This is a genomic window from Nostoc sp. DedQUE09 (genome assembly GCF_034530915.1).
Lineage (GTDB): Bacteria > Cyanobacteriota > Cyanobacteriia > Cyanobacteriales > Nostocaceae > Nostoc.
Map to the genome: position 1 here is coordinate 1 of NZ_JAVRCE010000072.1, position 12,319 is coordinate 12,319.

The window sequence follows — 12,319 nt, forward strand, 5'->3', positions numbered from 1 at the left end:
CTCTAATTAACTCAGCCCTGCTGGGTCATTTTGTATGGCTTAGTCTAAACTCCAGCATTTGATGCTTAAATGCGTAATAGCTTAGAAAGCTAGGGCAAGAAAGAGATTTTTCTTGTTGCGATTAAGCTAAAGTGAGTTCGACGCAGAAATACTATTACTAGTAACTTAAATAGAGCAACAGACTTCTAGCGGATACTACGGTTGAAAGATGTGTCTTCTTGCAGATGAACGCTACAATCTATCAGAAAATCAAAGAAATAGTTAAATCCAGAGTGGCTTCATGACGGCTAATTTAACACCAAAAGCAACATTTGACTTTGTTAACGTGCTATCTCAGGCTGCGGCTAAGTATAGACAACCAAAAAGTATACGCCCTAATGCTGAAATATTAGTAAAGGCGTTGCTACAAGCTGAAAAAACTGCCAAGCAACAAAAGTTGACTTATCCGTTTGAGTTTCTTCTCGGTAAATGGCAACTTTGCTTTGTCACTGGCACTAAGAAAAACAGAGGTAGTGGGGGAATTGCATTAGGCAACGGTTTCTATGTACCCAAATTTATAACAATCCATGTTTCCTTTAATGCCACTTTGGAACACGATTCAGGCAGAGGCGAAATTGCTAATCAGGTTGAGCTTAACCCAGTTTCACTGAAGCTTACGGGGCCAGTGCAATATTTCGGGAAGAAAAATTTATTGGCCTTTGACTTTAACCAGATGATTATCAGTTTGTTTGGTCGTGTTATTTACAATAGAGCAATCCGTGCTGGTAAAGTTCAAACAGAAGATTTCTACAACCAACCTATAGCTAAACTACCTTTCTTTGGCTTCTTTTTAGTGACAGAAGATTTCATTGCAGCTCGCGGTCGTGGGGGAGGATTGGCATTTTGGATTCGAGAAACTTAAAGACCCTTGCAGGAAATCAGGCAGTCTTGCTAGAGGCAAACAGAAAGAGGATTTGACTTATTTGTTTGATTTATAGCAAGTGGTGCAACCTTTTTACAAATCAAACAAATACTTCACATCATCTGCGCTTGATTACTTAAGGACTGATAGAGTTCATCTTATTTGGTCTTTTATCTTGCCTTATCAGAGAAGTATATGCTACGATTAATAATTGTGTGGTTAAGGACGTATAGCTCAGTTGGTTAGAGCGCTACGTTGACATCGTAGAGGTCACTGGTTCGAATCCAGTTACGTCCATTAATGTACAGTGACTAATTCTTTGTAATTGTGACTTTACCCATAACTTTGCCGCAACGGCAAGCTTATGGTTCCAATAGGGCGCGGCAAAGTTATGCTTCCAATTTTCCAGGTGTAGAGAAAGAAGCCAACTTACTCTGCCCTTTTAAGTTTAATAGCTTTACACTCCAATTTCACGTCGTGTTTCATTTAAAGCAGCACGAACCTGTTTGTAACGGAGATATCCAGGATGAGTCCTTGTTTCAGACACACGAGCTTCTGAGGGGTATTCTCCTTGATTATGCAACTTAAGTACCAATACGATTCAGTTAAGGCTAAAACTCTGTTATCCAAGCCAATTTTTTAACGAACCGCCTTCTCTACGAGAGGCGCTAACGCGTAGCTTCTCGTAGATAAGGTGCAGAGGAAGCAGAGAGAAGAAAGAGAAGGAAATAAATTGCTTAACTAAACTGTATTGCCCTATGGCCCAGAAAACACAGCTTGTTCTACATCATCCCGACTTAGAGAATACTTGAATGAGCGTTGGATATCTTGTCCATTTTCCCCAGATTGAAGATATCGCACTACAATTTGCTCAACATCGAGCCATAATTCAGCTTGCCAATTAGGCCGCTGTACACGCCAGCAATGCCTTTGTGTTTCGTCTTGTTGACAGCCTTGATCTTTTAGCCACTGCTCAATTTGTGGCAGGGGATGATTATATAGGGGAGTATCAGAGGGAAGAAGAGCCATAGGAATTTTAGATTTTGGATTAGGAAATTGTTTAATTTTTAATTATCGCCTGGGTAATTAGTTGCGACATATAGGTAATCTGCTGTTGTACAAATGTAGTTGGTTGCAGCAAATGGGAATGGATCGCAGCCTCGCCACGAGTTAAACCAATGGCAACTGCTAATAACAGACAACCTACAAATGTTAACACCAGCATAAACAAAGCAAAGATTTCGCCAGATGATAAGGGGCGATCGCTCGCATCGAGGTAAGCTGATTTTGACCAGTCATGAGAATGGGAGACGGGATGATTCAAATCAGGGGGTGGTTGAATCACTCCAAAGCGGGAATAGCCAATTTTTAAATCGTAACTTAACCGCCGTTCTGGATGGCTAAGAGTGGCGTAGGCTTCGTTGATTTGCTGAAATTTGGGAGTAGCGATCGCAGTCGGCAAGTCTGTAGTATCAGGATGATATACCTTGCTCAGTTGCCGATAAGCGCGACGAATGTCAATTACCGATGCCCAGGGATGCAGTCCTAGCAGGGAGTAATAAGTTGGTTCGCTGCTTTGTGGCATTGCCCCGTTTTGATTCACATCTGTTTGAGTCACTTTGCTCAAAGATATTTTTTATATTTTAAATCCTTTATGAATTGGAGAAGACACAGCAGGTCTAGCATCTGATAAGATAACTTAATAAAGCATTTAATTAGATGCGATGCAGATCAAAATTAATCTCGAAAATATTCAAACTCTTACCGACTTCAAGCGCAATGCCAAAGATTACGTAGATAGAATCAAAGCCACAAAGTCCCCGCTTGTACTAACGGTGAATGGGAAAGCTGAGGTTGTGGTGCATGAAGCGCAAGCGTTTCAAGAGATGATAGATGAACTCCAGCGTCTTGAGGAAGAACTGCAAAAACTCAAGTTAGAAGCATTACACAGTCAGGTTAACATTGGTATTAAGCAACTCGATAGTGGACAGTATACTGAATATAACGACGAGTCACTAACGTATTAAATCAGCACGGGGTTTAAAGGTTTCAATTTGCCGTAACTTTTCGTAAAGCTCTCGTTCTTCTTGACTAATATTTTTCGGTGTAACTATTTGAATTTCTACTAATTGATCGCCACGTTTTCCGTCATCATTAGGATAACCTTTATTACCTAATCTAAATTTTTGACCAGACCTAACTCCAGGAGGAGTGGTCATTTTCACAGGCCCATCAAGAGTAGGTGCTTCTACCTGTCCTCCTAAAACTGCCTCGCTGGGAGTAACAGGTACTTGGCAGACGATGTTTAAACCTTCTAGCTTAAATAATGGATGAGGTTCAACGGTAATTTTTAAGTATAGATCGCCACCACCAACGCCTTGGTTCCGCAAACGGATGGTTTGACCTGTTACCATCCCAGGAGGCATATTAACTTCTAGCGATCGCCCATCTTCTAAACGAATGCGTTCATTACCACCTTGATAAGCTTTTTCTAGTGGAAGCGTTAATCTGGCTTCTATATCTCGGCGGGTTGTGCGAGGCGGAGTGTTAACTGTGTAAGCAACTTTTGTTCTGGGGGAACGGAACGGATCGCTATTATTGCCATTACTGGAGTTATTTGCCGCACTCTTATTTTTGACACCAATAACTTGATTAATAAAGCTTTCAAAGTCCGAGAATTGGCTAGGATCTACATCTTGATTCCCGTTGCGATCGCTAGCGCTACTCTGCCAAGTTTTAGCCTTCGGCGTCTGTTTGTTACCTGCAAAGCCTTTTTGCTTCCAGTAGCGGCTAAACTGGTCGTACTGCGATCGCTTGGCTGGATCGGAAAGAACTTCATAAGCCTCGCCAATATCCTTAAATTTTTCCTCAGATTCTTTGTTACCCGGATTCAGATCGGGGTGATATTGCCTTGCTAACCGCCGATAAACCTTTTTAATTTCCTCAGCAGAGGCATCTTTAGATACTCCTAAAATCTCATAGTAATCGCGAAAGTTCGGCAAATTTTGCATAGTTCAGTTATTTAAATTTTAGATTTTAGATTAATTAAGAGTTAGCAGAGAGCAGTTAGGAGTTATGAGTTAGGAGTTGAAAGATTTATTTTTAACTCCTCACTTCTAACTCCTAACTTTTCTTATAACCAATCATTGTCTTCTTCATCATCCCAGTTATCTTGGTAGCTGGGTCGGGATTTGCGTGGAGGACGGCTTTCATAAGAGGAAGAACGATTATCGCGGCTATAATCTCTACCGTAATCTTTGCCATAGTCTTTACTGTATGAGTCGCGTTCTCGATATGTATCTCTGGGAAATTCGCGTTCTCGTTCTTTCTCACCGCCAGTAAAGATGTCACGGATAGTCCCAAACAAATCATCGTCTTCATCTTCAGCATAAGTCTGGCGGACTTCCCGATTTAGCTCATAAAGAGCATCTTGCAAGTCGGCGTAGGCTTGATCGATACCGCGATCGCTACTTTCCTGAAGACTCTCTTTCAGTTGTCGGCAAATATTATCAATTCTTTGGCGGCGGCTGCGGGCAAACTGCATACCAAATTCCAGCGCTACTTCCCTTAGTTGTCGTTCTGCTTGGAAAATCAACGCCTCAGAACGAGTCCGCTTTTCTATTCTTTCTTTACGTTCGCGATCGACATCGGCGTATTTTTGAGCGTCTTGAATCATCCGATTCACTTCCGACTCGTTCAAGGTGGAAGCGCCTTGAATGGTGATACTCTGCTCTCGCCCAGTGGTTCTATCTAGGGCTGTTACCTGTAAAATACCATTAGCATCAATATCAAATGACACCTGAACTTGGGGAATTCCTCGTGGCGCAGGTGGGATGCCATAGAGCTTGAACCTGCCTAAAGACTTGTTGTTTGCTGCCATTTCCCGTTCGCCCTGAACTACGTGAATTTCCACAGTATTTTGGTTATTTTCAGACGTGGAAAAAATGTCAGAACGGCGTACTGGGATGGTGGTGTTGCGGGGAATAAGTTTTTTCATCACGCCGCCGATGGTTTCCAATCCCAAAGAGAGGGGTGTGACATCCAAAAGCAGCACATCTTTGAGTTCACCGGCGAGAATACCTGCCTGGATTGCTGCACCCACTCCTACCACTTCATCGGGGTTGACGTTCTCGTTCGGTTCTGTACCAATCAAATCCCGTACAAGCTGTTTTACCATTGGCATTCGTGTAGAACCGCCAACTAACACAACTTCTTCAATGTCTCTAGGTGAAAGTCCGGCATCTTTGAGGGCGCGTTTTACTGGTGTCCGCAATCTTCCCACCAAATCACCACACAAACCTTCAAACTGGGAACGAGTTAAACGAGTTTCTAGATGTTTGGGGCCATCTTCCGTGGCAGTGATGAAGGGTAAATTGATGTCGGTGACACTGACAGCAGAAAGCTCAATTTTGGCTTTTTCCGCCGCTTCCATGAGACGTTGCAAAGCTTGGCGATCGCGTCTTAAATCTACCTCTTCTGTTTCCAGAAATTGCTCTGCTAACCAATCTACTATTATTTTGTCAAAGTCATTCCCACCAAGTTGCGTATCTCCACTGGTAGCTTTGACTTCAAATATTCCATCGCCTACTTCTAAAATCGACACGTCAAAGGTGCCACCACCCAAGTCAAAGACTAAGATAGTTTCCGTGTCACCCCGATCTAATCCATAAGCCAAAGATGCCGCAGTCGGTTCATTGAGAATCCGCAGCACCTCTAAACCAGCAATTCTGCCAGCATCACGGGTTGCCTGCCGCTGAGAATCATTAAAATAGGCGGGTACTGTAATCACTGCCCCTGTAACTGGTTCACCCAAATAGCGACTAGCATCGTCTGCCAATTTTTTCAGCACCATTGCCGAAATTTCTTCTGGGGCAAAATCTTTATTCAGACGAGGACAGGCAATTTTAATATTACCTACTTCGTCTTTGCGGATGGTGTAGGGTACACGCTTGGAATCTGGATTAAGTTCGCCATACTTCCGCCCAATGAAACGTTTAACTGCAAAAAAGGTATTTTGAGGATTGAGGACGGTTTGTCGCCGTGCCATTTGCCCAACTACCCTTTCACCTTCTTTGCTGAAGCCAACTACGGAGGGGGTTGTTCGCATTCCTTCTGCATTGGCAATCACCACCGGCTTGCCACCCTCCATAACGGCGACTACTGAGTTGGTTGTACCCAAGTCGATGCCGACTACCTTGCCCATGCGTTACTCTTCTCCTAAAGTGTCTTATATATTTATTATGATTGGGCGGAACTACCTCTAGCTTTGTGCTACAAGATAAAAACACCTCAATGTATAATACTCAAATACTCATCATTAAGGCAGTAAGCTAAGAAGTGCAGCTAGAGGAGATAGTTGCAAGACTAGGATAGCATTGAGATGGTTGGTGTGCCTAAGCAGCCTCAATTCTTGATATCCGCCTATTTCTGTTTAAGTTATCTGCAAGTTGGTAAATTCACCTTAATAATGCTTGCTTTGCTTGTTTGAGTGCCTGAAAATTCTCATATTATTGCTACTACTTAAAAGATTTGAATTTAACAGAGCGATTACAGACTTCCCTGAGTGAGATAGCGCGAGAACGCGATCCTTACATGGCAACGGCTGGACATTTTTTTGTCCAAGAATACATCCGCCAGCAATTTTCTCAATGGGGGAGTGTGGAAATCCACACCTTTGAAGTCAGAGGTAAAGCTTGTAATAACTTGATATTAAATTTACCATCCCAAGCTAAAGGGCAAAAAAAGGATTTACTACCAATTTTAATTGGCGCTCATTATGATGGCGTTCCAGGAACAGTTGCGGCTGATGATAATGCTACAGGTGTGGCGGTGTTGCTGGAATTGGCGAGAAAGTTTGCTGCCCAAGCTGTGAGATATCCCTTAAGGCTAGTTGCTTTCGATATGGAAGAATACGGCTTACTGGGTAGTGCTGATTATGCAGCCCTGTTGCATCAACAAAAGCAACAGCTACGCTTAATGATCTCCCTAGAAATGCTGGGCTATAAGGATTCTACACCTGGTTCCCAAAGTTACCCCCCTCCTCTGGAACGCTTCTACCCAGATACGGGTGATTTTATTGCTTTAATTGGCAACTTGCGGACATTGCCTGACTTAATTGGGATGAGCCGTAATATTCGCAAAGCTGGCGTATCTAGTCAATGGCTACCCGTGCCAAATCGAGGTTTAATAGTTCCCCAAACCAGACTTAGCGATCATGCACCATTTTGGGATTTAGGTTATCCGGCAATGATGGTGACAGATACAGCATTCTTACGAAATCCACATTATCACAAGGCTAGTGATGCGATCGCTACTTTGGATTTAGATTTTCTTACTCGTGTATGTCAAGGTTTAGAGATGGCGATTCGGAGTCTATAAAAAAGTTAATAGAATGATGCTCTGAAAAATAATATTTCTTGAGGATAAATATAAACTGAAAAATAATAGCTAAAAAATATTAATATAGTTATCAAGAAAAGTTTAATCTGTAAGTAATTTAATGCAATTTATATCCTCTTCAAATCAAAGAAACGAGCTTTACGAAAAATTTAAATTAAAGATTATTCATAATTCTTGTTTAGATAGAAGCTTAGTTAGTTACCAAGGTAATAAAGAAATTCCATTTTCTTCCTGGTTTAAATATAGAGAAGGATTTTCGGAACGTCTAGTTACCTATCTTCTTCAAAAATTTAAACCAGAACCAGGTGTACTCATAGATCCATTTTCAGGAGTTGGCTCATCTTTGTTTGCTGCAAGTGCATTAGGGTGGCAAACTACGGGAATCGAACTGTTACCTGTTGGGCTTTTTGCCACACAAGCTCGAATCATTGCTCAGAAAATAGATGTAGAGTTATTAAATTTAGAAATTACAAAGTTCAAACAAATCAATTTTTGGGACTATTACGATCAATTGTTTATATTTAATCATTTAGCAATAACTCGTGGAGCATTTTCTTCGAGCAATGAAGAACAACTAATTGGGTACATATCTTACTGTAATAATGTTATTCAAAATAAAGATATCAGTACTCTGTTTCTATATGCTGCATTTTGTATTTTAGAGGATATTAGCTACACTAGAAAAGATGGACAATATCTGCGCTGGGATAGTCGTTCAGGCCGTTCAAAGGGAAATAGTGAATTTAATAAAGGAGAAATTTTATCTTTTAAAGATGCAATTAATCGAAAACTAAAGCAGATTATGTCGGATTTAAATATCAGCCCTATCCAACTAGATTTATTTAGTGAGAATTTATTATTAAAATTGGCAATCAATAAATCTAGTATTGTCGGAAATACAGAACCTAACCTTTATGAAGGTTCTTGTTTAGAAATTCTTCCAACTCTCCAAGAGAATAGTATTGATTTTGTCATTACGTCTCCACCCTATGTTAATAGATATGATTACACTCGCACGTATGCTCTTGAACTTGCATTTTTGGGATGCAGTGAAGAAAAAGTGAAGTATTTACGTCAGCAAATGCTATCATGCACTGTAGAAAACCGTGATAAACGTAATTATTTAGAGAAGTATTATACTAGTATAAAACGTTATCATAATTTCCTAAAAATAGATTTTACTTTTAAAAGTCAGGCTGCATTGCAAGAAGTATTAATAATACTAGAAATTTATAAAAAACAAGGTAAATTAAATAATGACAATATTGTCAGAATGGTAGGTAATTATTTTTACGAAATGTGCTTTGTAATTTATGAATTAGCTCGTATTCTCAAACCCGGTGGTATAATCGCAATGGTAAATGATAACGTCAGATATGCTGGAGAAGAAGTTCCTGTAGACCTGATTTTATCAGATATAGCAGAGTCTTTTGGACTGAAAACGCGATATATTTGGACATTAAGAAGAGGTAAAGGAAATAGTAGCCAGCAAATGGGAAATCACGGACGCACAGAACTACGTAAATGCGTTTATATTTGGGAAAAGTGAGTACTGTGCCATTAAATGAAACAAATCTCTTAACTGAGGCACATCGTATAAACTATCGCTTGCGTTCAACCTTCTTTGATCGCAAGCTTAAGGAATACAAAACGCTATCTTTACGAACTAAAATTGATGATTTATTACCCGTTACTCATTTATATAGTTGGAATAATTGGGTAGAATGGGGTATTGGAAAAGAAGCATTTACCTACATCAATGAACACCCTAACTTACAACTCATTCAGGTATTTTGCCATCCCAGGTTAATTAGAGAACACTCTTCATTGTTAGCTTACTATCGTAATATTGCGGCACTTTCTCAGAAAGCTGTTAAGTATTTAGCAGCAATTGATGTAAAAAGAATTGAACTCGATCAAGAAAATAAATATTCTCTAGCAGAAGATAAAGCCTTAGCTCTTTCTCGGCTTTTTAATGAACATATATCGCTGATAATTGATAGCTCTATAGAAAGTTTGACTGAGGAAGAATTATATGGAATACTACTAGCCTCAACAGGGACACAAATAGACGGTTCTTGGCGTAATGCTATTGGGGAAGAGGCAGAAAAAGTTGTACAGCGACTTCTTATCAAAGAGGTTAAGGAACGCAATCTTCTTGCTGCTTTTATTCCCCGTCAAGGTACAGGAGTTGAAGTATATAATTCTAGCAGACTTGAGGAACAACTAGGAAATATTGAGGACTATCGGGGCGTAATGTTGGCTAATCATACCTCTATATTATTTTCTAGTGAGCCAGATATTTCACTTTTAAACAATCAAGGTACAACAGTCGGTGTAATTGAGATAAAAGGAGGAACTGATCCTGCGGGAGCATTAGAACGTTATGGTGCTGCTAAAAAATCTTTTGAAGAAGTTTTTCGGAGGAACCCAAAGGTTAAATCTATTCTAATTGCCAGTTGTATCACTACTGAAGTACATACTCGTATTCGGAATGATCCGATAATATCCACTTATTTTAACTTGACAGAAATATTGAGTGAAGACTCAAGGCTATATGACCAGTTTGTTAAAGAAGTATTTTTAATACTACAATAATTTATAATGCCTGATTTAATCATATATTTTCTCTGTGCGATCGCGCATTGGGAGTCAAAGTAATTAAATCGTCAATATTACGCTTCATTGTTTCACAAATTGCGTCTAATGGTAAATCATTAGCGTCATAACCAAAAGGATTTTCTATCTCTAAGCCAATGGCTTCAATGCCAAACAAAGTGAACCCAACCAAAGCAGAAACTAAACCTGTCCACCAACCGAGACTGTCTACTATTTGAAATGGTAGCAAAAAGCAATATAGTATCAGTAATTGCTTCAAATGAATAGCATAAGCAAGCGGCATAGGCGTTTTTAAAATACGTTCGCAAGCACCTAAATTATCCACAAGACTATTCAATAATTCTTGCATTGATGTTAGCTGGTAGCTATTAAGACAATTACGATGGTACTGTTGCTGTAAATAATCTCCTATCCAAAAGGCAACCTCTATAGGAGGATTATTCATAATCTTCAGTTTTATGTACTTAGTAGATGGCATTAAGTCTTTTAACTCGCTATTGACACCTTCTCCTCGCAAATGTAATTTAGTTGTTACAGCAAACGCTACCAATAAGTTTAATGCCGTAATTTTATTATCTTTATCTTCTGGTGAAATTTCATCAACTGATACCCAAATTTGCCTCGCTAAATTTCGGACGTTATTTACTAGAGAACCCCAGCATTTTCTCCCTTCCCAAAATCGCTCATAAGCAGTATTTGTACGAAAAACAAGTAACAAACCTAAAACAATACTAGGAATCACATTTACTAAAATAGGCTGGGATACAGGTTTTTCAAAATGGTGAAGCAGAGAAATTAATAATCCAAAAGCTCCACACCATAAAACATGTTTGAAAATTGCTTTTATTACTGACCCTTTAGGTTGTAAGACTGTGCAGAACCATTTGATTTTTTCGTTCATTATGTATTCACCCTAGTAAAATGTTTATTGAACTGAGAGAGAAAGTCAGCATTTGTTAGCTTAAAAATAATAATTATAAAAATAGCACAATTAGCAAAGAGATACTTAAAAAACGATTCTTGCTAAGAAAATTATGTACTGGCGACTATGTATTGTATTCTAGTTTCTGTTATAAAATTTCGATTCCAGTTAGATACCTATTATTAATACTGAGGCAAAAAGTTTTTTGCTCGTCAATTAGGTAAATATTATATAAAAATCAAAAGCGATGCCTACAAGGCAATTGTAAAGAAATGTAAAGATTTTCCAATGCTTGCATAAATCCGGCATTTCATCCCGATAAATCTATGGAAGAAAAGGTATATTCCTATCGATAATGTTCATACAGCATTAGTCGGTATCATGTACCCCAGTAAATCAAAAAGTTCTAGCCTGTAAAAATCCTGCCCTGTAAATTAAACGTCTAGACATAACTTATTTGGTTATGTCTTTTTTGTTGTCATTAGTCTCAAAACGTTGAATTTCAATCAAATAACCATCAGGATCGCGAAAAAAGCAGTGATAAATATTGTACTTTTCATTTAGTGTAGGTGGCTTTTCAAATTCGACGCCACGTTCTTTGAGATATTCAAACCATTCATCCACCTGCTGTGTTACCAGGGTAAAAATGACACTTGAGTGTTTGTCGGTTGCAGGAGTTGTTTCGCTTGCTTGACACAATCCTAAGTATCCAGAATCACTAACAGTATAAATTCGACAGGTTCCTTGGTCAAGCCATAACTCAAAACCTAGTTTTTGTTCGTAGAATTCTGTAGATGTATTGAGGTTATGGGTAGAAAAGAAGGTAATTTGCTGGTCTATTTGCGGATGAGTAGACATAAAACACATTTGAGTATATACCCTAACGACATCAGGCGATCGCAGATGTAAAAATTGATTGATGTTAGAAACCTGTTACTGCTCCAGATGCCTTAGTGCATCTGGAGTTTCTTTTTGGAAAAAGCCATAAAAATTTTCCCAATCATCCTGATATGGCAAAACATAGCTGAATAAGGATGCATACTGAATCATTTATATTTAACACGGGCATCACTTCTTGATGTACCCTTCCTACCAAACAACTCTCGCAAAACAGCCTCAGCTTATCTGGGGCTGTTTTGCGTTACTTCCAATAGAGAAGGAGTGTAACGAGAATCCTCAAGCAGTTTTATCTCCATTTGAGTGTATACCCTGATGACGTAGGATTTTCTCAGGGTGAAAATTTGGTATAGGTAAATGCGTATCTTTCCTGACTCCAGATTTGTCACAAACATTTCTGGAGTTTTTTCATTACTGGAGTTCAAAATTAGCAGTTTTGCACCGGGAACTAGTCTAAACTCCAGTGAATATCTGATTTTTCTATAAATTCCTAGAACGCAAAAACAAAATAGTACTTGAATAAGTAAGAAATACAATTGATATTTTATCAACTTAGTCATAAAAGTGAATGTTTACAATCA

At 39.1% G+C, this 12,319-nt stretch carries 12 protein-coding genes and 1 tRNA gene; 7 read left to right on the plus strand and 6 right to left on the minus strand.

Translation table 11 applies throughout. From position 1 onward, the window contains the following. Nucleotides 1-280: 280 nt before the first annotated feature. The 3 genes from RMY27_RS30060 (at nt 281) to RMY27_RS30070 (ending at nt 1,489) form a co-directional block, all read left to right on the plus strand. Nucleotides 281-901: a hypothetical protein gene (locus tag RMY27_RS30060; protein ID WP_322668490.1), complete on the plus strand. Its 621-nt coding sequence runs from the start codon at nt 281-283 to the stop codon at nt 899-901. Between the two features lie 223 nt (nt 902-1,124). Further along, nucleotides 1,125-1,198, plus strand: a tRNA-Val gene (locus RMY27_RS30065). Between the two features lie 30 nt (nt 1,199-1,228). Next, nucleotides 1,229-1,489 (plus strand): hypothetical protein, encoded by a 261-nt coding sequence (locus tag RMY27_RS30070; protein ID WP_322668491.1) that lies wholly within the window; start codon nt 1,229-1,231, stop codon nt 1,487-1,489. 168 nt (nt 1,490-1,657) lie between these two features. Here the strand turns inward: RMY27_RS30070 and RMY27_RS30075 are convergent, their stop codons facing one another. Together RMY27_RS30075 and RMY27_RS30080 are read right to left on the minus strand one after the other, a co-directional pair. Next, nucleotides 1,658-1,930, minus strand: coding sequence for a DUF3143 domain-containing protein (locus tag RMY27_RS30075; RefSeq protein WP_322668492.1), 273 nt, complete (start codon nt 1,928-1,930; stop codon nt 1,658-1,660). A 31-nt stretch (nt 1,931-1,961) separates the two neighbouring features. Next, nucleotides 1,962-2,486, minus strand: coding sequence for a J domain-containing protein (locus RMY27_RS30080; protein WP_322668523.1), 525 nt, complete (start codon nt 2,484-2,486; stop codon nt 1,962-1,964). A 139-nt stretch (nt 2,487-2,625) separates the two neighbouring features. On the opposite strand from RMY27_RS30080, the gene RMY27_RS30085 reads away from it, so the two are divergent. After that, the gene (locus tag RMY27_RS30085) at nt 2,626-2,928 is read left to right on the plus strand and encodes a type II toxin-antitoxin system Phd/YefM family antitoxin (protein WP_322668493.1); all 303 of its coding nucleotides are present in this window, start codon (nt 2,626-2,628) and stop codon (nt 2,926-2,928) included. Here the strand turns inward: RMY27_RS30085 and RMY27_RS30090 are convergent. Together RMY27_RS30090 and dnaK are read right to left on the minus strand one after the other, a co-directional pair. Next, complete coding sequence (locus RMY27_RS30090; RefSeq protein WP_322668494.1) at nt 2,917-3,912, minus strand: J domain-containing protein; 996 nt, start codon at nt 3,910-3,912, stop codon at nt 2,917-2,919. The genes RMY27_RS30085 and RMY27_RS30090 overlap by 12 nt on opposite strands. Before the next feature lie 122 nt (nt 3,913-4,034). Continuing rightward, nucleotides 4,035-6,104 (minus strand): molecular chaperone DnaK, encoded by a 2,070-nt coding sequence (gene dnaK / locus RMY27_RS30095; protein WP_322668495.1) that lies wholly within the window; start codon nt 6,102-6,104, stop codon nt 4,035-4,037. 326 nt (nt 6,105-6,430) lie between these two features. On the opposite strand from dnaK, the gene RMY27_RS30100 reads away from it, so the two are divergent. The 3 genes from RMY27_RS30100 to RMY27_RS30110 all read left to right on the plus strand — a co-directional run bounded on the left by RMY27_RS30100 (nt 6,431) and on the right by RMY27_RS30110 (nt 9,898). Next, nucleotides 6,431-7,279 carry a M28 family peptidase gene (locus RMY27_RS30100; RefSeq protein WP_322668496.1) on the plus strand — a complete coding sequence of 283 codons (849 nt, stop codon included), beginning with the start codon at nt 6,431-6,433 and terminating at the stop codon, nt 7,277-7,279. Between the two features lie 121 nt (nt 7,280-7,400). Beyond that, a complete protein-coding gene (locus RMY27_RS30105) occupies nt 7,401-8,849 on the plus strand; it encodes a site-specific DNA-methyltransferase (protein ID WP_322668497.1) in 1,449 nt (482 codons plus the stop codon). After that, entirely contained in the window at nt 8,825-9,898 is a 1,074-nt protein-coding gene (locus RMY27_RS30110; RefSeq protein ID WP_322668498.1) for an XcyI family restriction endonuclease, read from the plus strand. Before RMY27_RS30105 ends, RMY27_RS30110 begins: the two co-directional genes overlap by 25 nt. A 19-nt stretch (nt 9,899-9,917) precedes the next feature. On the opposite strand, the gene RMY27_RS30115 is transcribed toward RMY27_RS30110, so the two are convergent. Together RMY27_RS30115 and RMY27_RS30120 are read right to left on the minus strand one after the other, a co-directional pair. Beyond that, the gene (locus RMY27_RS30115; protein ID WP_416212379.1) at nt 9,918-10,820 is read right to left on the minus strand and encodes a bestrophin family protein; all 903 of its coding nucleotides are present in this window, start codon (nt 10,818-10,820) and stop codon (nt 9,918-9,920) included. A gap of 474 nt (nt 10,821-11,294) precedes the next feature. Beyond that, nucleotides 11,295-11,699, minus strand: a complete 405-nt coding sequence (locus tag RMY27_RS30120) for a VOC family protein (protein WP_322668499.1) — start codon at nt 11,697-11,699, stop codon at nt 11,295-11,297. Nucleotides 11,700-12,319: the final 620 nt, after the last annotated feature.

What these genes read in the sequence shown, in the direction of transcription:
- RMY27_RS30060 (WP_322668490.1), top strand. Translation starts at nt 281, where the DNA reads ATGACGGCTAATTTAACACCAAAAGCAACATTTGACTTTGTTAACGTG.
- RMY27_RS30075 (WP_322668492.1), bottom strand. Translation starts at nt 1,930, where the DNA reads ATGGCTCTTCTTCCCTCTGATACTCCCCTATATAATCATCCCCTGCCA.
- RMY27_RS30080 (WP_322668523.1), bottom strand. Translation starts at nt 2,486, where the DNA reads ATGCCACAAAGCAGCGAACCAACTTATTACTCCCTGCTAGGACTGCAT.
- RMY27_RS30085 (WP_322668493.1), top strand. Translation starts at nt 2,626, where the DNA reads ATGCAGATCAAAATTAATCTCGAAAATATTCAAACTCTTACCGACTTC.
- RMY27_RS30090 (WP_322668494.1), bottom strand. Translation starts at nt 3,912, where the DNA reads ATGCAAAATTTGCCGAACTTTCGCGATTACTATGAGATTTTAGGAGTA.
- dnaK (WP_322668495.1), bottom strand. Translation starts at nt 6,104, where the DNA reads ATGGGCAAGGTAGTCGGCATCGACTTGGGTACAACCAACTCAGTAGTC.
- RMY27_RS30105 (WP_322668497.1), top strand. Translation starts at nt 7,401, where the DNA reads ATGCAATTTATATCCTCTTCAAATCAAAGAAACGAGCTTTACGAAAAA.
- RMY27_RS30110 (WP_322668498.1), top strand. Translation starts at nt 8,825, where the DNA reads ATGCGTTTATATTTGGGAAAAGTGAGTACTGTGCCATTAAATGAAACA.
- RMY27_RS30115 (WP_416212379.1), bottom strand. Translation starts at nt 10,820, where the DNA reads ATGAACGAAAAAATCAAATGGTTCTGCACAGTCTTACAACCTAAAGGG.
- RMY27_RS30120 (WP_322668499.1), bottom strand. Translation starts at nt 11,699, where the DNA reads ATGTCTACTCATCCGCAAATAGACCAGCAAATTACCTTCTTTTCTACC.